We start from the raw sequence: 20,497 nt of genomic DNA, 5'->3' as shown, positions 1-20,497 counted from the left end.
CTCTCCTGGCGGGACGCTCTCACTGAGGGATGGCGTCCCAACCGTCCTTGATGGTCCGCAGCAGGCCCGAGACTTCGTCGAGGATTTCCACGTCGTTGCTGCGGTTGGCCTCGCCCAGGCGGCGAGTCATGTAGTCATAGAGATTGGCATACCCCTGGGCCAACTCACCACCGGCCTCGAAGTTCAGTGCTTCACGCAAGCCGGCGATGATAGCCGAGGTCTTGGCTATCAGCACCCCCTTCTGGGCGAACTGACCGCGCTCCATGGAGCCCTTGGCCTGAGCGATGCGACTGAGGCCACCTTCCATCAGCATCTGGATCAGACGATGGGGAGAAGCGTCATGTACCTGGGATTGGGTGTTGACACTCTGATACTGGCGCAGCGCGGCCATGGCGTTCATGCGATATCCCCTTGGTTCCTTGAACGAACATATCGTTGGTACCAAGGATATCGGCGCATACGGAAATATCTTTAGGAGAAGATCTCGCCCTACAGTCCCGCCCTAGAGCGGATGGGGGCTAACGGATCGAAACCTAGCTATCCGAATCCTTCTTGTTCAGGGCATTCAAGGTGGTCAGCACGCTATCGCTGGTAGCATTCAATTGAGCCACGAGGGTATCCATGGCGTTGTATTTGGCCATCAGAGTAGCGGTCAGCTTATCCATGCGGTTGTCCAGCGCAGTCTGCTGGGTAGCCAGGTCGCTGAGGGTATCGTTCAGCGTAGCCTTGCGCTGGTCGAGCAGGCCATTGCTCTTGGTATACACATCCAGACTGCTGCTCATGCGTTCGAGCAGGCCGCCACTGCCGGTGAAGAACCCCTGTACCGAGGCGAAGTTCTTCTCCAGGGCCGTGTCCAGCTTGTCATCGTCGATGGAGAGGGTACCGTCGTTCTGGGTAGAGACACCCAGCTGCGAGAGCAGCTTGATGGTGCCGCCATTGGTCGAGGAACCGACCAGTTCGGTACGCAGGGTATTGAGCAGCGAACGGGTCATGGCGTCGCCGGCCAGCGCCGCCGAAGAGGTAGTCGGATTACCGTCGCTGTCGGTGGTGCTGGTGACCTTGGTCAGCGAGTTCATCGAGGTCATCAATGCGTTGTAGGCACTGACGAAAGACTGCACCGAACTCTTCAGGCCATCGGTGTTGGTGCTGACGGTAATGGTCGATTCGCCTTTGGCGACCAGGTCGAACTCCACGCCGCTGATGGCGTTCTTGATGCTGTTGGTCGAACTGCTCATCGGCAGGCCATCGATGCTGTACACCGCATTGGCCGCAGGAGCGGTGATATAGCCACCAGCGCTGGCCGAAGCCTGGGTATTGGCGCCATCGATGGCGAAGGCCTGCAGGCTGTCGTCACCGGAGGCAGTGACGCTGATGTCGCTACCTGCACCGGTGACACTGGAGCTAAGCACCAGGCGCGAGCCGGAATCGTCGGTGATGATGTTCGCGGTGATGCCGCTGCTCTGTAGTTGAGTATTGATGCTGTCACGAATATCCGAGAGGCTGGCCCCGGCGCTGACGTTGACATTGTAGGTACTGCTGCCCTGGGTGATGCTCAGGGAACCGCTGCCGAAGGTCGTCGCCTTGTCGATGTACTGGGTAGCGACCTTGGAACTGGTGGCTAGGCTGGTGACCTCGACCTTATAGGTTCCTGCTGCTGCGCCGGAGCCCAGCTTGGCGGTCAGCGCCTCAGTATCCGATGACTTCACCGCCAGACCGGCGAAAGCGTTCGAAGTGGAGTCGTTGAGCTTGTCCAGCGCCTTCTGGAAAGTTTCCAGCGCGCTCTGCAGGGTGCCGATACCGGATAGCGTGGTATTGGTGGCGGTCTTCTGGTTGGTGATCTGGTTCTGCTTCGGCGTCTTCTGCGCGTTCACCAGCGAGGTCACGATGGAATCAATGTCGATTCCCGAACCCACGCCATTGATCGAAGTCCCAGCCATTTGCCCACCCTCCTGTCCAAATTTCTGGCGGTTTCTACACACGCCATGTGTCTAGGACGCTCTATTCAAGAATCGCGCCAGGCCTCAGGCACGCTCGCTGAACAACAGATTGCCCGCATCCTTCAGGCTCTCCGCAAGCCGCAGGGCGACCTCCGACGGAATCTGCCGGATGACTTCGCCGGTATCGGCAGCGACAACCTTGACCACGGTTTCGCCGCTGGCCTCGTCCACCGAGAATTCGAGGTTGCGCTGCACCGATTGCGCCTGCTCGCGCAGGCGGCTGACGGCATCGTTCAGGTTACGACGACCGGCAGCGGCTGGCGATTCCTTGGCGCTTTGCGGCAAGGTATTGCCAGCGGCCTGCCTGGCGCTAGACGTGGCCGGTGTATCCACGGTCCGTACGGTATTGAATCCGAGGCTGGTATCCATCAGGGTTTACCCTCCACACGCAAAGCAAGGAAGGGCGCAGTGCGCCCTTCCTCGATTTCCACCTTCCGGCGAGCCCTTATTGCAGCAGCTTCAGGACTGCGGACGGCAGCTGGTTGGCCTGGGCCAGCACCGCGGTGGCGGCCTGTTGCAGGGTCTGCTGCTTGGTCATTTCCGCGGTCTCCGAAGCGAAGTCCACGTCCTGGATGGTGCTGCGCGCAGCGGTGGCGTTTTCCGACACGTTCTGCAGGTTGGAGATGGTGCTGTCCAGACGGTTCTGCACGGCACCCAGGGCGGAACGCTGGGTATCGATCTGCTTCAGGGCGGCGTCGATGACCTGGGTGGCAGACTGAGCCGCACCAGCGGTGTTGATATCGAGATCCTGCACCGAGGAATATGAAGTCTCTGCTTTACCAAAATCAGGGTCTGCAGCAACGGCAGTTGAAGCAGTAAAAGCCAAACCAGTAGTCCCTGCACTAACAGTAAGAGCCGTTCCGTCCAGAGAACTCAGTACTAGCGCACCGCTAGCATCTTTCGAAGCGGCTACGTTAGTCAGCGTACCATCTGTAATTTTTGCCTGTATATCTGCCAACACTGTGTCAACTGTAGAAGCTGCCGTAGTAGTAGCAACATCAACACTACCAATTTTAAGTGTACCGGCAGCAAACGTAGTGGAAGTGCCGCTAGTCTGGGTCGCTCCAGCAGCCGCAGCACCATCTGAAATACCTAATGCAGAAGCCAAAGCGCCAGTTACTTTGATATCGCTACCAGAAGTCAATTGCAGTTTTCCATCTTTATCAGCGGTAGCGCTTACACCAGTTACGTTGGTGTTAATTGCTGCTGCGATATCGTTTGCACTAGCACCTTTCTTGATAGCAACGCTAGTGCCATTGATAGTCAGAGTGCTATCTGCAGTGACAGTACCGCCAGCACCCTCGACATCAGCTTTGATGGCGACGCTGCCAGACACAGTTGCCAGGTTAGAAGACCCCTTCAGAGCTGCTGCACTCATATCACCCAGGGTGAAACTGATGGTCTCGTTGGCGTTGGCGCCGACCTGGAAGGTCAGGGTACCGGTGCCGCCGGCCGAACCGTCGAGCAGCTTGATACCCGAGGTGCCGCCACCGAAGGTGGTGGTCTGGGAGATACGGGTCAGTTCGGCGGTCAGGGACTTGAACTCCTGGTTCAGCGACTCCTGGTCTTCCTTGCTGTTGGAGCCGTTAGCCGACTGCAGGGACAGCTCGCGCATGCGTTGCAGGATGTTGGTGGACTCCTGCAGGGCGCCTTCGGCAGCCTGGGCAATGGAGTTGGCGTCCTGGGCGTTCTTCACGGCTACGTCCAGGCCCTTGACCTGGCTGGTCAGGCGGTTGGAGATCTGCGAGCCGGCGGCATCGTCCTTGGCGCTGTTGATGCGCAGGCCGGTGGACAGGCGGGTCATGGAGGTGGACAGGGCGTTGGAGGCCTTGGTCAGGTTCTTCTGAACCGACAGCGAGGCGACGTTGGTGTTGACGGTAAGAGCCATGACGAATTCCTCGTATGTTGGGCTATGCGGTTTCCCTGCCCCGGCGAGTATCCCAAGTGGCGTGGAGAACCTTCGTTAGGGTTATCGTCGGCTTACCGGGAAGCTTTAGGTTTTTCCCGCAGTTTTTTTCCTGGTTTGCCGAACTGGTGGAAAAATGCAAGTAGATCAGTAGGTTGAAAAACGGCCTGGGCCATCGGAAAACCAGCCTCGGAAAGCTGAAACCACGGCTTTGTGGCAACTCAGAGCTTGTTGAACAAACTCAACTGACTGATCCGCGCAAACGCCGCCTGCGCCGCTTCGAGCATGGTTTGCTGCAGCACCAGCTGCGACGTCGCCGCTGCCATGTCGGTGTCGCGGATCGACGATTGGGTGGTGGTGTTGGTCAGGCTCAGGCTCTGGTTTTCCTGGTTGAGCACCTCGATGGTGTTCAGGCGTGCGCCTATCGACGATTGCGTCGTCAGCACCTGGTTGGTGGCTTTGTCGAGGTTGGTCACCGCGCTGGCCACCATGTTGCGGATGTTCAGTTGCGCCTGCGGATCGTTGGCGGTGGAGGTATCCAGCGCCGCGCGGAGGTCGCCCAGGGTATTGAGGATGTTCTGCCGCTCCGGCGAGCTGGCGGTGACGCTGAACTGGTCGCCGGCCGCCGGCGCCGAACTGATGGCCATGTCGATACCGGCGACGCTGATGGTCTGCGGGAAGGTCGCGCCCAGGGTACCGCTGGCCATCGGCGTGGCGCCCTGGACTGCCGGCAGCGCGTAGACCTCGTAGTCGGTGGCGCTGGTGAATTTCAGCTGCACGCCGTTGCTCGGGAACTGGGTGGTGTAGGTGTTCGCGTTGCTCACCGTGGCCGAAGTGACCTGGGCCGACGAGGTGTTGGCGGCGCTGCGCTTCACCGAGAGGGTGTCCGGGGCGGTACCGAAGCTGAAGCTGTAGCCATCGACCAGGCTGTCCATATTGCTGGCGTCGTCGGTCTTGGGCAGGGAGACGTCGAGCTGGAATTGCGCGCCGCGGAAGATGATGGCGTTGCTGTCGGTGGAAGTGGCGTCGTAGGTACCGTTGGTATTGGCCTCGCTGGTGACGTCGTTGCCGTCCTTGTCGAGGATCTGGTACTGGGTGCCACTGAGCACATTCAGGGTGTAGGGCGCGCCATCGCGGAAGCTGCCGTTGTAGCTCTTGTCGTTGGTCACCGTGCCCTGGGACAGGAAGGCCCGCTGTACGCCATCGGCGTTCGGCTCACTGGTCAGCGAGCTGACGGTGCGGCTGGCGTTGGCTGCCATCTCGAAGATGCTCCAGCCATTGTCGTTGGTGGAGATCAGCAGGTTGTCCGAGACTTGCAAATTCAGCGAGCTCTGGTCGCCCTGGTAGCTGTAGCTGCCATCGGCGTTCTGGATGAACGGCTGCACTGTGCTCTTGCTGCCGGAGAACAGGTAGTTGCCGCTGGCATCCTTGCTGTTCATCAGCGTCAGCAGCTGTTTCTGGATCTGGCCCAGCTCCTCGCTGATGGCGCCCCGGTCGTCATCGCTCAGGGAGCCGTCGCCGGCACGGAGGGTCAACTCGCGGGCGCGCTGCAGCGCGGTATTGATCGAGTCGAGGACGCTCTGCTCCTGGTTCAGGCTGTTGGTGGCTGTGGTCATGTTGCCGCTGTACTGGCCCAGCAATGCCTGCTGTTGCTCGAGTTGCAGCAGGCGCGCGGCGCCGACGGGGTCGTCGGCGGGGGTCTGGATGCGCACACCGCTGGAGATCTGCTCCTGGGTCTTGGCCAGGCTGGCGTAGCCGCGGTTGTAGTTGTCGATGTTGGAACTGAAGATCTGCGGGGTGGAAATACGCATCACGGCCGCCTCAGATGTTGTTGATCAGGGTGTCGAAGAGCGTCTGCGCGGTCTTGATGATCTGCGCGGAGGCCGTGTAGTACTGCTGGAACTTCACCAGGTTGGCCGCTTCCTCGTCGAGGTTGACCGCCGACAGCGAGTCGCGGGTGTTCTGCGCCTGGGTCAGCACCGCGTCGGTGGCGGTGGCGTCCAGCTTGGCCTGGTTGGCCTGGGCGCCGACGGTCTCGGTCAGGCTGCTGTAGGCGCCGGTCAGGCTCATGCCGCTGCCACTGCCGGTGCCGCTGCCCACGGTCTTGGCGCTCTGCAGGTCGATGAGCTTCTGCGCGTTGCCGTTGTCGGCATCGCCATCGGAATTGAAGGCGACGGTGAAGCTGTCGCCCTTGCCCGGGTAGCCGCCGATGCTGGTCTGGAAGCTGAACGACGGCGTGCCGGGCACGGTGACGCTGATGTCGTTGCTCTGCCCCGGCACTATGCTGCCGGTGCCCAGCGAGTTGCCGGCGGAATCGTAGATCGTGTAGCCCTGGGTGCCGTCGCCGGCAGCGGCGTCGAACACCAGCTTGACCGGCATGCCGGCCTTGATCGCCGCCGCCAGGTCGGCGCTGTTGCTGGCGTCGAGCTCGGTGGTCAGGCTGGTGCCGCTGATGGTGCCGCTGCCGATGTTGCCGGTGGTGGTGGTGGAGACCAGCGGCGAGGCCAGCGCCAGGCGGTTGGCGTCGGTCATCGCTACCGAGATGTCCGCCGCGGCGGTGCGCGTGGGGATCACCGTGAAGCGGTCGCCGGCCTGGATGGTGCCGACGCTCTGCTGGCTGAGGCTGAAGCCGTCGAATTCCTTGGGCGGATCGTCGGTGAGGTCGCCGCTGCCCATCACCTCGCCATCGGACAGGCGCCTGACGGTGTAGCCGGTGGCCGAGGTGAAGGTCACCTCGTAGTCGCTGGTGGTCAGCGCGCTGCTGTCGTCGATGCTGACGTTGAGGTTGCCGGTGCCGCTGTTGAGGCCGTTGGCCAGGCTGCGGTTGCCGATCACGCTGGCGTCGTTGATGTCCTTGAACAGCGCGGCGCCGAAGTTGCCGTTGAGGTCCAGGCCCTGGGCCAGCTGGCTGTTGAAGGTGTCGGCGAGGACGATGGCCATGCGCCCCAGTTCGTTCTGGGTGGTGTTCAGCACCTCGCTGCGGTAGCGCAGCAGGCCGCCCATCTGGCCGCCGGTGACCACCGAGGTGACGTCCACGGTCACGCCGCTGGAGCTGGAGTTCAGCGACAGGCTGTACTGCGACGGGTTGCTGGCGCTGGGCGCGGCGCTCAGGGTCGAGGCGTTGCTGCCCACCACCAGCGGCTGGCCGGAGCCCAGGTAGAGGTTGTAGCTGCTGCCCTGCTTGACCACGCTGACGCCGATCATGTCCGACAGCTGCACCACCGCCTGGTCGCGCTTGTCCTGCAGGTCGTTGGCGCTGGCGCCGGCGGACTCGGCGGCGGTGATCGCCTGGTTGTACTGGGCGATGGTCTTGGCCAGGTCGCTGACCTGCCCGGCCAGGCTGCTCATCTGGGTGTTGACGTAGCTGTTCTGGGTGCCCAGCTGGGTGGAGATGGAATTGAAGCGTTGCGCCAGGTTCTTCGCCTGGGTCAGCACCAGTTGCCGCGAGGCGGAGTCGGTCGGGGTGCCGGCCGCGGTCTGCAGCGAGGCGAAGAAGTTCTGCATCACCGAGGACAGGCCGGTGGTGCTGTCCGACAGCAGCGAGTCGACCTGGTTGACCTGGCTCAGGTAGGTCTGCGCATCGCTGTTCACCGCCGTCGCGCCGCGCAGCTGGTTGGCCAGGAACTCGCTGTACATCCGGCGCACGTCCTGCACCGTGGTGCCGGTGCCCACGTAGTAGCGCCCGGAGAACTGCGCGGCCGAACTGACCTGCATCGACTGCTGGCGGGTATAGCCGGCGGTGTCGACGTTGGTGATGTTGTTGCCGGTGGTGCTCAGCGCCGTTTGCGAGGCGTTGAGGCCGGACAGTCCTATGGATAACAGGCTCATGGGCTTTCCTTAGAGCGTTCCATTCTTCAAAGCGTACGGGTCGGGGCGTCGGCCATGGCCACGGTCTGGTAGACCTGCACCTGCCTGGCGATCTGCGAGACCTTGCGCGCGTATTGCGGGTCGGTGGCATAGCCGGCGCGCTGCAGTTCCTTCATGAACTGCTCGGGGCGCGCGGCGGAGTCCAGGGCGCCCTGGTAGCGGTCGTTGTTCTGCAGGAAGCTGACGTAGTCCTGGAAGCTCTGCTCGAAGGAGTTGTAGGCACGGAACGAGGCCACCTCCTTCACCTGCTTGCCGTTCTCGTACTCGCTGGTGAGCGCGCGCGCCGAATCGCCCCTCCAGCTCGAGCCGGTCTTGATACCGAACAGGTTGTGGCTGCTGCTGCCGTCGCGCTGGGCGATCATCTTCTTGCCCCAGCCGGTTTCCAGCGCGGCCTGGGCCACCAGGTAGCGCGGGTCGACGCCGATGCGCTTGGCCGCGCGTTCGGCCATGGGCAGCATGGTGGCGACGAAGTCGTCGGCCGAGGCGAACATGGACTTGCCCGGCTTGGTCGAGATGGCCGAGGTATCGGCGACGGCGGCGCTGCCGGCGGTATCGTCCTGGCGGGCGTAGCCCCTGCCGTTGCGCCAGTCGCTGCTGGCCAACTGCGTCGGCTGGCTGGCGCTGGCGGCATTGGCGTCCGGCACTATGCCGGCGGCGATGCGCTTGGCCAGCGTGCCCGGCAAGGCCAGGCGCCGCGCGTTCAGCGCCTGGCGGTCGTCGCGGCCGGGCTCGGGCTGCGTCAGCGGCTTGCCGCTGGCGGACCACAGGCTCCTGGCCCGCTGCCGGTCCTGCCCCGCTACAGCCTGGGTGGCCTGGGTATCGGATTGCGCCTGCACCTGGGCGAAGGGGTTGTTGCCGGTGTGGCGCACGCCCTGCATCTTCTCCATCTGCTTGACCAGCACGTCGGCCAGGCCGATGCCGTGCCCCTCGCGCGCCAGGGACACCGACAGCTGGTGGTCGTACATGTCCTGGTACTGCTTGGCGGTCTCGCTGTTGAGCGGGTTGTCCTTGGCGAACACCTCGTTGGCCGAGCGCATCGACTTGAGCATCTCGTTGAGGAACAGCGACTCGAACTCCTGGGCCACCTTGCGGATGTTGCCCTGGCTGTTGCGGTCGCCGCTCTTCAGCTGGCTCAAGCGGTTGAGGTCGGTGTAGGCCTGGCTGTCGCTGGCGCTGGCGCCGGAGTTGAGCAGTCGTGCGTCCATGGCGGCGTCCTCAGATGACGATCAGCTCGGCCTGCAACGCGCCGGCCTGCTTGAGGGCTTCGAGAATGGCCATCAGGTCGCTGGGCGCCGCGCCCACCTGATTCACCGCGCGGACGATCTCGTCCAGGGTGGTGCCGGGGCCGAACTTGAACATCGGCTTGGCTTCCTGCTCGGCGTTCACCCGCGAGCGCGGCACCACCGCGGTCTCGCCGTTGGAGAAGGGGCCGGGCTGGCTGACGATCGGGTCCTCGGTGATGGTCACGGTGAGGCTGCCGTGGGTCACGGCGGCCGGCGACACGCGCACGTTCTGGCCGATGACGATGGTGCCGGTGCGCGAGTTGATGATGACCTTGGCCACCGCCTCTCCGGACTGGATCTCCAGGTTCTCCAGCACCGACATGTAGTCCACCCGCTGGTTCGGGTCCAGCGGCGCGCTGACGCGCACCGAGCCGCCGTCGATGGCCTGGGCCACGCCCGGGCCGAGCATGTCGTTGATGCGGTCGACGATATGCTTGGCGGTGGTGAAGTCCGGGCGGTTGAGGTTCAGCGTCAGGCTGTTGCCCTGGTCGAAGCCGCTCGGCACCGCGCGTTCGACGGTGGCGCCGGAGGGGATGCGCCCGGCCGACGGCACGTTGACGGTGATCTTCGAGCCGTCGCGGCCCTCGGCGTCGAAGCCGCCCACCACCAGGTTGCCCTGGGCGATGGCGTAGGTCTGGCCGTCGATGCCCTTGAGCTGGGTCATCAGCAGGCTGCCGCCGCGCAGGCTCTTGGCGTTGCCGATGGAGGAGATGGTCACGTCGATGGTCTGGCCCGGCTTGGCGAACGCCGGCAGGTCGGCGTGCACCGACACCGCGGCGACGTTCTTCAGCTGCACGTTGCCGCTGCCGGCCGGCACCTTGATGCCGAACTGCGCCAACATGTTGTTGAAGGTCTGCAGGGTGAAGGGCGTCTGCGTGGTCTGGTCGCCGGAACCGTTGAGGCCGACCACCAGGCCGTAGCCGATCAGCTGGTTGCTACGCACGCCCTGGATGCTGGCGATGTCCTTCAGGCGCTCGGCGTGGGCGGCGAGCGTCAGGCAGGACAGGCCGAGTACTAAGAGCAGGCGGGAGAACATCGACATCTCAGGTCACCTGCTCAGAACGGCCACAGCGGGCTGAGGAAGAAGCGGTCCAGCCAGCCCGGCTGGCTGGCGTCGGCGAAGGCGCCGGTGCCCGAGTAGGTGATGCGCGCATCCGCCACGCGGGTCGAGGACACGGTGTTGTCGGTGGCGATGTCGTCGGCGCGGATCAGCCCGGCGATGCGCACCAGCTCGTTGCCGGTGTTCAGCGTCATCCACTTCTCGCCGCGCACGGCGAGGATGCCGTTGGGCATGACTTCGGCCACGGTCACGGTGATCGAGCCGGTCAGGCTGTTGCTCTGCCCCGCCGCGCTGTCGCCCTTGGTCTCGCGGTTGCCGCTGTACTCGGCGCTGAGGCTCAGGTCGCCGCTGCCGAAGGGGTTGTTGGTGGTGGCCTTGCTGCCGAACAGCGAGGTCAGCCCCATCTTGTTGCTGCTGTCCTTGGAGATGTCCGAGTTGGCCTTCTTGCTCGCCTGGGTCTTCTCGTTGAGGGTGATGGTGATGATGTCACCGATGCGGAAGGCCTTGCGGTCGCCGTAGAGGTTGTTTTCGAACCCGGCCTGGTAGATGGAACCGTTGTTCTGTGCCGCGGGCATGGGCGTGCGTGGCATGACCGGCGCGTAGTACGGGTCGTCCGGCTTCGGCGGAGGACTGACGCAACCGGCCAGCGCGGCGAGCGCCAGCAGCGAGAGAAGATGGGAACGGTTCATTGCAACTACCTCTCGGGGAGAGCCACTAACTCGCGGGCCGCGGGGCCCGCGTCATGCATCAAAGGTTCTGGGTGACGAAGGACAGCATCTGGTCGGCGGTGGAGATCACCTTGGAGTTCATCTCGTAGGCGCGCTGGGTGGTGATCATGTTGACCATCTCCTCCACCACGCTGACGTTGGAGTTCTCCAGGGTGTTCTGCTGCACGGTGCCCAGGCCGTTCAGGCCCGGGGTGCCGACCTGCGGCGCGCCGCTGGCGGCGGTTTCCAGGAACAGGTTGTTGCCGGTCGCCTGCAGGCCCGCCGGGTTGATGAAGTCGGCGGTCTGGATGTTGCCGATGATCTGCGGCTGCGAGTTGCCGGCCACGGTCACCGAGACGGTGCCGTCGTTGCCGACGGTGAAGGTCTGGGTTTCCGCCGGGACCACGATGGCCGGCTCCAGGGCGTTGCCGTTGGAGGTGACGATCTGGCCGTCGGAATTCAGGTGGAAGCTGCCGTCGCGGGTGTAGGCGACGGTGCCGTCCGGGGTCAGCACCTGGAAGAAGCCGCGGCCGTTGACCGCCATGTCCAGCGGGTTGTCGGTGGTCTGCAGGCTGCCGGCGGTGAAGTTCTTCTGGGTGCCGACGATGCGCACGCCGGTACCCAGCTGCAGGCCCGAGGGCAGTTGGCTGTCCTGGGTCGACTGGGCGCCGGGCTGGCGCTTGATCTGGTACAGCAGGTCCTGGAACTCGGCGCGGTCGCGCTTGAAGCCGGTGGTCGAGACGTTCGCCAGGTTGTTGGAAATGGTGGTCAGGTTCATGTCCTGGGCGGACAGGCCGGTCTTGCTGACCCACAGTGCCGGAAGCATATGTCTTCTCCTCGGGCGTCGGATTCATGACGCCTCGATCTGGTGATTAGCTAAATTGCAAAACCCGCGCCATGGCCTGGGAATCGTCCTCGGCGGTACGCATCATCTTCACGTGCAGCTCGAACTGGCGGGACAGCGCCAGGATCGAGGTCATCTCTTCCACCGCGTTGACGTTGCTCGCCTCGAGGAAGCCGGACTGCACGGTGGCGTTGGCGTCGGGCTGCGGCGCCGGCTGGCCCTGCTTCATGCGGATCATGCCGTCGGTGCCCTTCTCCAGCTGCTTCGGGTCCGGGGTGACCAGCTTGATGCGGTCGACGGTGGCCAGCGCGTTGGGATTGTTGCCCTGGCCGCGGACGGTGATGGTGCCGTCCTCGCCGATCTCGATCTTCTCTTCCGGCGGAATGGCGATCGGCCCGCCATTGCCGAGCACCGGCAAACCGTCGCCGGTGCGCAGCTGGCCGAGGGCGTCGATTTCCAGGCTGCCGGTGCGCACGTAGGCTTCGCCGCCATCCGGGGCCTGCACGGCGATCCAGGCGTCGCCCTTGGCGGCGACGTCCAGGTCACGCCCGGTTTCCTGCAGGGCGCCGGCGGTGAAGTCGGTGGCCGGGCGTTCGCTCATGGCGAACACGCGCGCCGGAAAGCTGTCGCCGAAGACCGGCATCGCGCGCGCCTGTTCGAAGTCGCGACGGAAACCGGTCGTGGAAATGTTCGCCAGGTTGTTGGCGTGAGCCTGCATGGCCTGCGTGTTCTGGCTCGCGCCGCTCATGGCGACATACAGCATTCTGTCCAAGGCATTCCTCCAGTGCCGGGTCGGATTCCCGGCGGTGCTGGAGGTGTCTCAGCAAGGGCTGTGCCAGAATTGAAAAATCAACGCAAGCCGCTGATTCAAAAGGACGAATGAAAAAGAAAAGGCTCCCGAAGGAGCCTGAGGGGCCGTCAGGCGGCGAGGGGCTGCCGCCTGCGGCAAGAGCGCTTTGCCGCCATCAACGCAGGTTGATGATGGTGTCGGAGATGGTGCTCTCGGTCTGCACGGTCTTGGCGTTGGCCTGGTAGTTGCGCTGCGCGACTATCAGGTTGACCAGTTGCGCGGTGAGGTCGACATTGGACTCTTCCAGCGAGCCGGAACCCACCGAGCCGAGGGTGCCGGAGGTCGGCGTGCCGATCACCGCCTCGCCCGAGGCCAGCGACTGTTTCCAGGCGGTGCTGCCGACCGGGGTCAGGCCCTGGGTGTTGGCGAAGTTGGCCAGCACCAGTTGGCCGATCACCTTGGACTGGCCGTTGGTGTAGGTGGCGTACATCTGCCCGTCCACGTCCACCGACAGGCCGGACATCTGGCCGGTGGCGTAGCCGTCCTGGGTCACCGCGGTGACCGCGAAGGCGGCGTTGGTCTGGGTGGTCTTGGTCAGGTCGAGGCTGATGCCGCCGGTGGCCCCGGCCGCGCCGTTGGCGCCCCAGGTCACCGGGTCGGTGGTGGAATCGGTGATCGCTGCCGGCACCCAGCCGGTGAGGGTCATGGTCTTGTCCGCATTGACGGTCATGCCGGTGGAGGTGACGCCGGTCAGCTGGCCGGAGCTGTTGAAGCTCAGCTGGCTGGTCAGCGGCGTGGTGCTGGTCGGGTCGGTCGGCGAGCGGCCGTCCACCAGGGTGTGCATGGTCCAGTTGTTGCTGCTGTCCTTGACGAAGTAGTTCGTCATGGTGTGCGAGTTGCCCTGGGAGTCGTAGATGTCCACCGAAGTCGACCAGTTGTAGCTGTCGGAATCGGCCGGGTCGAAGGTGGCGTTGGTCGGCGTGCTGGCCGCCGAGTTCAGGCTCAGCGTCGAGGTGATCTTCGAGGTCGGGCTCGGCGGCTGGTTGGCGGTGTCCACCTTCAGGTCGGTGATCACGCCGTTGACGACCGAGCCGTTGCCGTTGACGCCATAGCCCTGCAGGCGATTGCCGGAGCCGTCGACGATGTAGCCGTTGGCATCGGTGTTGAAGGAGCCGTTGCGGGTGTACAGGCGGCTGCCGTTGTCGCTGACCATGAAGAAGCCGTTGCCGCTGATGGCCAGGTCCAGGCTGCGGCCGGTGGAGGTCAGGTTGCCCTGGGTGAACTGCTGCGACACCGACTGGGTGATCACGCCGCTGCCCACGGCGTTGCGCCCGGTGCCGAGCATCGAGGCGGCGTACAGGTCGGCGAACTCGGTGCGCGAGGACTTGAAGCCGGTGGTCCCGACGTTGGCGATGTTGTTGCCGGTCACGTTCAGGTCCGTGCTAGCGGCGTTCAAACCACTCAGGGCGGTATTGAAAGACATGGTCAGCTCCCGTGCCGAAGGACGGCGTTATTTTCCGATGGTCTGAATGCTGGAGGCGGAGACACTGCCTATGCCAGCGAGATTGAGGGTCATTTCCCCGCCGCTCTGGCCCAGCGTGACGCTGTTGACCGTGGCCGGCAGGTAGGTGGTCAGGGCGGTGCTGGTGCCGTCCAGCGAGGCCGTGGCCTTGATGGTGTAGGTGCCGGAGGCCACCTGCTCGCCGCTGTCGTCCTTGCCGTCCCAGGTGAAGTCGATGTTGCCGCTCTTCTGGCTGCCCATGTCGATGGTGCGCACCAGCTCGCCGTCGTCGTCATAGATTTTCAGGGTCACGCCATCGCCGTTGGACGGCATCACCAGCGAGCCCTGCACGCCGGCGCTGGGGTCGTCGACCTGGACCTTGCTGGAGTTGACGATCACCGAGCGGCCGACCAGGGACGAGGCCTGCAGCGCCTGGGACGACTGGAACGAGGAATAGAAGTTGCCCAGGGTGGTATCCAGGTTCTCCATGCTCTCCAGGCTGCTGAACTGGGCGAGCTGGGAGACGAACTGGGTGTTGTCCTGCGGGTCCAGCGGGTTCTGGTTGTTCAACTGGGTGACCAGCAGTTGCAGGAACGAATCCTTGCCCAGCGCACTGGTGCCGGTTTCCGAGGTGGAAGACGAGGAACTCGACCCGGCGTTCAGCGACGAGAGGATCGAGTTCGAAGTGCTGCTGGTGTTATCGATGCTCATGGGGCGTCCTCTGCGCTTACTGACCCAGGGTCAGGACCTTCTGCATCATTTGCTTGGCGGTGTTCATCATTTCCGCATTGCTCTGGAAGGAGCGGCTGGCGGACATCATGTCGGCCATCTCCTCCACCACGTTGACGTTGGGGTAGTACACGTAGCCGTTGGCGTCGGCGGCCGGATGGTTCGGCTCGTAGCGCGGCACCAGCGGGCTCTGGTCCTCGACCACGCCCAGCACCTGCACGCCGGTGCCGGCCTGGTCGGTGTCCTGGAACAGCGAGCCCTGGCCGCTCTGCGCCTGCTGGAACATGGCGGAGAACACCGGGTGGCGGGCGCGGTAGGTCTGGTCGATGCTCGAGGACACGCTCTCGGCGTTGGCGATGTTCGAGGCGGTGGTGTTCAGACGGGTGGTCTGGGCACTCATGCCGCTACCGGCGATGTTGAAGACACTGGCAAGGGACATGGCTATCACTCTCCGCGCAGGGCGCCCATCAGGCCTTTGAACTTGCTGTTGAGGAAGGTGAAGCTGGCCTGGAACTGCACGGCGTTCTGCGCGTAGTTGGCCTGCTCGACCTGCTCGTCGACGGTGTTCTGGTCGATGGAGGGGTTGGTCGGGATGCGGTATTTCAGCGAGTCGTCGCCCATGGCCACGCCGTCGGCCTCGATGTGCCGGGCGTTGGTGACGGCGGTGCTGAAGGTGCCGCTCTTGGCCTTGTCGGCCTGGGCCGCGAGCACGGAAGCGAAGTCCAGGTCGCGCGCCTTGTAGTTGGGGGTGTCGGCGTTGGCCAGGTTGTTGGCCAGCACTTCGGCGCGCTGCGAGCGGAAGCTGAGCGCTTGTGCGTGGATGCCGAGGGCGGAGTCGAAGCTGATGCTCATGGTCACGAACCTGTTTGCCGGTGTGGGCTTGCCAGCACTTCAGCAAGGTGCGTGCCAAAACGTTAAAGCCTTATGAATCAATGGATTGCCGCTGAATCAAGAGCGGCAAGGGGCGGCAAATCGCGGCAAGCGGCAAGGCCTTACCGCCCGGCGGCAAAGCGTTCTGCCCATTCGAAGGGGTTACCCTCACCCCGGCCCTCTCCCGCAAGCGGGAGAGGGGGCTGCCCGAGCCACCAGGGCGTCCGGTGTGGGCGGTGAGTCCAATCGCGGACAAGGTCCGCTCCTACGCGCCCGTGCTTCCCTGGAACCGTAGGATGGGTTGAGCCTGCGAAACCCATGCGGTGGTGGCGATGGGTATCGCTTCGCTCAACCCATCCTACGGGGCGTGGTGTTTGCCGGAAGCGTAGGAGCGGACTCCGTGCGGATAGGCGAAGGGCGCCCCAGGGGCGCCCTTCTGTGATCGGCGTAATGCCCGGCTACTTGGCCTTGTAGATGATCCCCGGGTTGCACTGGACCATCTGGTAATGCTCCGGCAGCCCGTTGAGCACCTCGGAGGCGCCGAGGAACAGGTAGCCGCCGGGCTTGAGCGCCGCGTGCATGCGCAGCAGGATGTCGCGCTTGACCTCGGCGGAGAAGTAGATGAGCACGTTGCGGCAGAAGATCAGGTCGAACTTGCCGAGGGTGGCGTAGCTCTCCAGCAGGTTCAGCGCGCGGAACTCGACGCGGCCCTTGATCGCCGGCTTCACCGCCCAGCGCCCCGGCCCCTTGGTGTCGAAGTAGCGCTGCAGGCGCTCCTGGGACAGCCCGCGGCCGATGGCCAGGCTGTCGTACTCGCCGGCCTTCGCCGCGTTGAGCATGGAGCCGGAGAGGTCGGTGGCGACGATCTGCACGCCGGCCTTGAGCTGGCCGAGGTTGGTCTTCTCGAACTCGTCGATGGTCATCGATAGCGAATAGGGTTCCTGCCCCGAGGAGCAGGCCGCCGACCAGATGCGCAGGCGCTGGCCCGGGTTGGCCTTGATCAGCTCGGCGAGGATGCGGTTCTTCAGCACCTCGAAGGGGTAGGTGTCGCGAAACCAGAGGGTCTCGTTGGTGGTCATGGCATCCACCACCTGCTCGCGCAGCTGGCTGCGGACCTGGATCTTCTGCACCAGCTCGCCCAGGCTCCTGATGCCCTGCTGCTCCATCAGCTTGTTCAGGCGGCTGGCGACCAGGTACTGCTTGTTGGCACCCAGGACGATGCCGCAGGCCTTTTCCAGGAAGTCCCGGAACAGCTCGAATTCCATGTTGGTCGATGTCACCGATCACGCCTCTTTCCAGTTGGCCGGGCGTCGATCCCGACGCCAGGCGGCCGGGGTCGCCCCCCGGCCGTTGCAGACTACCCCGAAGTGCCCTCCTCAGCGTGCGTCCGCCGCCTTGATGCGCTCGACGACACGCGCCGCCAGATCATCGGGCCGGAACTTGGCGAGGAAGTCGTTGGCGCCGACCTTCCGCACCATCGCCTGGTTGAACACCCCGGACAGCGAAGTATGCAGGAGAATGTGCAGGTCCTGCAGCCGCGGATCGTGGCGAATCTCCGCGGTCAGGGTGTAGCCGTCCATTTCCGGCATCTCGATGTCGGAGATCACCATCAGCAATTCCTGGCCCGGATTGCCACCGGCGGCCAGCATCTGTTGAAGGTAGTCCAGCGCCTGGCGTCCGTCATTGAGCGCGAGCACTTCCACACCGACAGTCTCCAGGCAGCGGATCAGTTGCTTGCGCGCCACCGAGGAGTCGTCCACCACCAGCACCCGCTTGGTCACCGCCTGGGCCTGGGTGTCCGCGTCGATCACGCCTTCGGAGATGTCCTCGCTGGTGGGCGCGACCTCGGCGAGGATCTTCTCCACGTCGATGATCTCCACCAGTTGCTTGTCCACCCGCGTCACCGCCGTCAGGTAGTGGTCGCGGCCGGTGCCCTTGGGTGGCGGATGGATCTCCTCCCAGTTCATGTTGACGATGCGTTCCACCGAATGCACCAGGAAGCCCTGCACCTTGGTGTTGTACTCGGTGATGATCACGAAGCTGTTGTCGATCTCGCGCAGGCCGCGACGGCCGGTGGCCATCGACAGGTCGAGGATCGGAATGGTGCCGCCACGGATGTTCGCCACCCCGCGCACCACCGGACTGGACTTGGGCATCACGGTCAGGCGCGGGCACTGCAGTACCTCCTTCACCTTGAACACGTTGATGCCGTACAACTGGCTGCCATCCAGCCGGAACAGCAGCAGTTCGAGACGATTCTGCCCAACCAGCTGCGTTCGCTGGTTGACCGAATCCATGACTCCGGCCATTGCGCCCCCTTCGTATCCGCCGTGCCGCCCAGGGCGGCAATCGGCACGAGCCTTGCTTGAAGTCGTGGCATGAAACTGCCAACGACGTTTTTCCGACGGTCCCGAGCCCATGCCCTGTCACTCTGTGGAGTGCTCGGCATGCTGGGCGCGTTCGCCCCGGGTCCGACCTGGGCCGACGACTTCACCGCGCCCGAGATTCTTATCGGCTCCACCCAGGGCTTTCTTGAGTTCAAGGTGGAAGATTATCTGCAACGCAGCGGCATCGAGGCACGCTACGAGATAGAAGTGGCGCGCATCGACCCGCGCCTGCGCCTGGCGGCCTGCGACAAGGACCTGACGCAATCCCTGGAAAGCCCCGCGCAGCCCGTGGGGCGCGTCTCGGTGCTGGTGCGCTGCGAAGGCTCCTCGCCCTGGTCGGTATACGTGCCGGCCCAGGTCAAGCTGTTCCGCCAGGTGGTGGTGACCACCCAGCCGCTCAAGCGCGACCACGTGCTGGAGCCGGGCGACATCAGCCTGATGGAGCGCGACATCGGCCTGCTCAGCCAGGGCTACCTGACCGACCCGCAGCAGGCCGTGGGGCAGAAGCTCAAGCGACCGACGGTCAGCGACCAGATCCTCGCCCCGGTCTTCCTCGAACAGGCCGCGGCGGTGCGCAAGGGCGACCAGGTGGTGATCCGCGCGCAAACCGGCGCGGTCAACGTGGTGATGCCCGGCGAGGCCATGGCCGACGGGGTGCCCGGCGAGCAGATTCGCGTGCGCAATCTGCGTTCGCAGCGCATCATCAAGGCCCGGGTGGTGGAGCCAGGCGCGGTGCAGGTCACGCTCTAGCGGCGGAAGTCTGGCGCTTGCGCGCCAGCCTTCACTAAACTGTGCGAAGGCGCACGAAAAACCGCCCTAAAGTTTTATGGATGTCAGCCGAAACCTACAGGCAAGCGTCCTAAACCCGCAGAGGTTCACTACCATGGTCATCGACTTCAACCGGCTGAACAATGCCAGCGCGCCGGTCTCCACCGGCAGCACCGGCAAGCCCCAGGCCGGCCGCAGCGAAGCCGCCGGCAGCGAAAGCGCCGGCAGCGCGTCGGCCACTGGCAGCGGTGAGTCCGTGCAACTGAGCAGCACCGCCCAGCAATTGCAGAAAGCCAGCGACCAGCTGAAAGACCAACCCGTCGTCGACTCGGAAAAGGTCGCGCGGCTGAAGCAGGCCATCGCCGATGGCAGCTACCAGGTCGACAGCCAGAAAGTCGCCGGCAAACTGCTCGACTTCGAATCCCAGCGCTGAGCGCGGGGTTCCCCAAGGACGCCCTGAACGCCGAGCCGCCATGCCAAACGCCAGCCTGCTCCATCTGATCACCGAGGATATCGGCGCCGCCGAGGCTCTTCTGCAGCTGATCGAGGACGAATTCCACGCCCTCGACGCGCGTGACCTGGAGCGCCTGCAGGGCCTGCTCGACAGCAAGCTGCCGCTGCTCCAGCAGCTGGAGCGCAATGGCCGCCAGCGCAGCGAGACGCTGCGCCAGGCCGGCGTCAGCAGCGACCGCGCAGGCCTCGCCGCGCTGGCCGCGCAGGGCAAGGTGGAGCCGGGCACCGTGGAACTCAGCGAGCGCCTGGCGGCGCTGCTGGAACAATGCCAGCAGGCCAACCTGCGCAACGGCCGCATCATCCGCAACAACCAGCACGCCACCGGCCGCCTGCTGGATATCCTCCGCGGCCAGGACACCCCCAGCCTCTACGATCGCCGTGGCGGCGCGACCCAGGGCAGCCGCCAGCGTCCCCTCAGCCAGGCCTGAGCCCTGGCGTCCGGCAGGGCGATGCGGCAGAATGCCATCGCCTTTCAAAAGAAAATTCCCACAATAAATACATCTGGAGATCGTAGGACAGTGGCAAGCCCGTTCGCCGAGGAAAATGGCCCGCAACCGCCGAAAACGCTCAAGGCGGCCGTGGAGATCCAGGCCAACCTGCGAATCCTGATGGATAGCCATGACCCGCTGGTGATCAGCTTCGCCGAGCGCAACCAGCGCTTCCAGAGCTTCGTCGTCGCGGTGGACCGCGAACGCAACCGGGTGGCCCTGGACGAACTGATCCCCAATGACGGCGAGCGTTTCCTGCAGAATGGCGAGAACTTCCGCATCGAAGCCTTCCATGAAGGCGTGCGGATCGCCTGGGAATGCCAGCAGGCCGCGCAGTTCAGCGAACTCGACGGCGCCCGCTGCTACTGGCTGCCGATGCCCGCCGAGATGCTCTACCACCAGCGCCGCAACGCCTACCGCGCGCCCCTCAAGCAGACCCAGCCGGTGGCCGTGGAACTGGCCGGCGACAAGCTCAAGGCCGCGCTGAGCGGCAACCTGCTGGACATCTCCGCCACCGGCTGCAAGGTGCGCTTCGCCGGCGACGTGCACGAGCGCCTGCAACCCGGCCAGCTCTACGAGCGCTTCACCGCCCGCCTGCCGTTCGGCGCCATCACCGTGGAAGTGGAGCTGCGCCACGTGCACTTCGACGAGAAGGTCAACGCCAGCTTCGCCGGCCTGCGCTTCAACCGCCTGAGCGGCCTGGAGCAGCGCCACATCGAGCGCTTCGTCTACCAGCTGCAGCGCGAAGCGCGGCGCTTCGAGAAGGACGAGCTGTTCTAGCACCCGC

The 20,497-nt window shown here is 64.4% G+C and carries 21 protein-coding genes; 4 read left to right on the top strand and 17 right to left on the bottom strand.

Annotated elements, in window-relative coordinates:
• Window positions 1-19 precede the first annotated feature (19 nt).
• The 17 genes from fliS to IG194_RS22560 form a co-directional block, all read right to left on the bottom strand.
• Window positions 20-400 (bottom strand): flagellar export chaperone FliS, encoded by a 381-nt coding sequence (gene fliS, locus IG194_RS22640; RefSeq protein WP_058488812.1) that lies wholly within the window; start codon window positions 398-400, stop codon window positions 20-22.
• A 133-nt stretch (window positions 401-533) separates the two neighbouring features.
• Complete coding sequence (gene fliD / locus IG194_RS22635; RefSeq protein ID WP_058488811.1) at window positions 534-1,937, bottom strand: flagellar filament capping protein FliD; 1,404 nt, start codon at window positions 1,935-1,937, stop codon at window positions 534-536.
• Between the two features lie 84 nt (window positions 1,938-2,021).
• Window positions 2,022-2,366 (bottom strand): flagellar protein FlaG, encoded by a 345-nt coding sequence (locus IG194_RS22630; RefSeq protein ID WP_064987625.1) that lies wholly within the window; start codon window positions 2,364-2,366, stop codon window positions 2,022-2,024.
• Between the two features lie 76 nt (window positions 2,367-2,442).
• The gene (locus IG194_RS22625; RefSeq protein ID WP_058488809.1) at window positions 2,443-3,885 is read right to left on the bottom strand and encodes a flagellin; all 1,443 of its coding nucleotides are present in this window, start codon (window positions 3,883-3,885) and stop codon (window positions 2,443-2,445) included.
• Window positions 3,886-4,124: 239 nt separating this feature from the next.
• Window positions 4,125-5,714 (bottom strand): flagellar hook-associated protein 3, encoded by a 1,590-nt coding sequence (locus IG194_RS22620; RefSeq protein ID WP_058488808.1) that lies wholly within the window; start codon window positions 5,712-5,714, stop codon window positions 4,125-4,127.
• A 10-nt stretch (window positions 5,715-5,724) separates the two neighbouring features.
• Window positions 5,725-7,731, bottom strand: a complete 2,007-nt coding sequence (gene flgK / locus IG194_RS22615; protein WP_058488807.1) for a flagellar hook-associated protein FlgK — start codon at window positions 7,729-7,731, stop codon at window positions 5,725-5,727.
• Window positions 7,732-7,757: 26 nt separating this feature from the next.
• A complete protein-coding gene (flgJ, locus tag IG194_RS22610) occupies window positions 7,758-8,975 on the bottom strand; it encodes a flagellar assembly peptidoglycan hydrolase FlgJ (RefSeq protein ID WP_058488806.1) in 1,218 nt (405 codons plus the stop codon).
• A gap of 10 nt (window positions 8,976-8,985) precedes the next feature.
• The gene (locus IG194_RS22605; RefSeq protein WP_009620845.1) at window positions 8,986-10,095 is read right to left on the bottom strand and encodes a flagellar basal body P-ring protein FlgI; all 1,110 of its coding nucleotides are present in this window, start codon (window positions 10,093-10,095) and stop codon (window positions 8,986-8,988) included.
• A gap of 14 nt (window positions 10,096-10,109) precedes the next feature.
• Entirely contained in the window at window positions 10,110-10,802 is a 693-nt protein-coding gene (gene flgH / locus IG194_RS22600) for a flagellar basal body L-ring protein FlgH (RefSeq protein WP_058488805.1), read from the bottom strand.
• A gap of 58 nt (window positions 10,803-10,860) precedes the next feature.
• The gene (gene flgG / locus IG194_RS22595; protein ID WP_009620838.1) at window positions 10,861-11,646 is read right to left on the bottom strand and encodes a flagellar basal-body rod protein FlgG; all 786 of its coding nucleotides are present in this window, start codon (window positions 11,644-11,646) and stop codon (window positions 10,861-10,863) included.
• A gap of 46 nt (window positions 11,647-11,692) precedes the next feature.
• Window positions 11,693-12,436 (bottom strand): flagellar basal-body rod protein FlgF, encoded by a 744-nt coding sequence (gene flgF, locus IG194_RS22590; protein WP_009620836.1) that lies wholly within the window; start codon window positions 12,434-12,436, stop codon window positions 11,693-11,695.
• Between the two features lie 193 nt (window positions 12,437-12,629).
• Window positions 12,630-13,937: a flagellar hook protein FlgE gene (flgE, locus tag IG194_RS22585; RefSeq protein ID WP_009620835.1), complete on the bottom strand. Its 1,308-nt coding sequence runs from the start codon at window positions 13,935-13,937 to the stop codon at window positions 12,630-12,632.
• A gap of 27 nt (window positions 13,938-13,964) precedes the next feature.
• Window positions 13,965-14,666, bottom strand: a complete 702-nt coding sequence (gene flgD, locus IG194_RS22580) for a flagellar hook assembly protein FlgD (RefSeq protein ID WP_043267665.1) — start codon at window positions 14,664-14,666, stop codon at window positions 13,965-13,967.
• Between the two features lie 16 nt (window positions 14,667-14,682).
• Window positions 14,683-15,123: a flagellar basal body rod protein FlgC gene (gene flgC, locus IG194_RS22575; protein ID WP_009620831.1), complete on the bottom strand. Its 441-nt coding sequence runs from the start codon at window positions 15,121-15,123 to the stop codon at window positions 14,683-14,685.
• A gap of 5 nt (window positions 15,124-15,128) precedes the next feature.
• Complete coding sequence (gene flgB / locus IG194_RS22570) at window positions 15,129-15,536, bottom strand: flagellar basal body rod protein FlgB (protein WP_009620829.1); 408 nt, start codon at window positions 15,534-15,536, stop codon at window positions 15,129-15,131.
• Between the two features lie 476 nt (window positions 15,537-16,012).
• A complete protein-coding gene (cheR, locus tag IG194_RS22565; RefSeq protein ID WP_412536094.1) occupies window positions 16,013-16,819 on the bottom strand; it encodes a protein-glutamate O-methyltransferase CheR in 807 nt (268 codons plus the stop codon).
• A 111-nt stretch (window positions 16,820-16,930) separates the two neighbouring features.
• Window positions 16,931-17,863, bottom strand: a complete 933-nt coding sequence (locus IG194_RS22560) for a chemotaxis protein CheV (RefSeq protein WP_009620824.1) — start codon at window positions 17,861-17,863, stop codon at window positions 16,931-16,933.
• A gap of 138 nt (window positions 17,864-18,001) precedes the next feature.
• On the opposite strand from IG194_RS22560, the gene flgA reads away from it, so the two are divergent.
• The 4 genes from flgA (at window position 18,002) to IG194_RS22540 (ending at window position 20,490) form a co-directional block, all read left to right on the top strand.
• Window positions 18,002-18,691, top strand: coding sequence for a flagellar basal body P-ring formation chaperone FlgA (gene flgA, locus IG194_RS22555; protein WP_009620823.1), 690 nt, complete (start codon window positions 18,002-18,004; stop codon window positions 18,689-18,691).
• A 133-nt stretch (window positions 18,692-18,824) separates the two neighbouring features.
• Window positions 18,825-19,142: a flagellar biosynthesis anti-sigma factor FlgM gene (flgM, locus tag IG194_RS22550; protein WP_043319388.1), complete on the top strand. Its 318-nt coding sequence runs from the start codon at window positions 18,825-18,827 to the stop codon at window positions 19,140-19,142.
• 40 nt (window positions 19,143-19,182) lie between these two features.
• Window positions 19,183-19,650, top strand: a complete 468-nt coding sequence (locus IG194_RS22545) for a flagella synthesis protein FlgN (RefSeq protein WP_043319397.1) — start codon at window positions 19,183-19,185, stop codon at window positions 19,648-19,650.
• Window positions 19,651-19,740: 90 nt separating this feature from the next.
• Window positions 19,741-20,490, top strand: coding sequence for a flagellar brake protein (locus IG194_RS22540; protein ID WP_141679795.1), 750 nt, complete (start codon window positions 19,741-19,743; stop codon window positions 20,488-20,490).
• The last annotated feature ends 7 nt before the right edge of the window (window positions 20,491-20,497 follow it).

Origin of the sequence: Pseudomonas sp. ADPe, assembly GCF_014843515.1 — a bacterium.
Lineage (GTDB): Bacteria > Pseudomonadota > Gammaproteobacteria > Pseudomonadales > Pseudomonadaceae > Pseudomonas > Pseudomonas citronellolis.
Note: the sequence above shows the minus strand (reverse complement) of the source record. Positions and strands in the feature narration are given on the sequence as shown.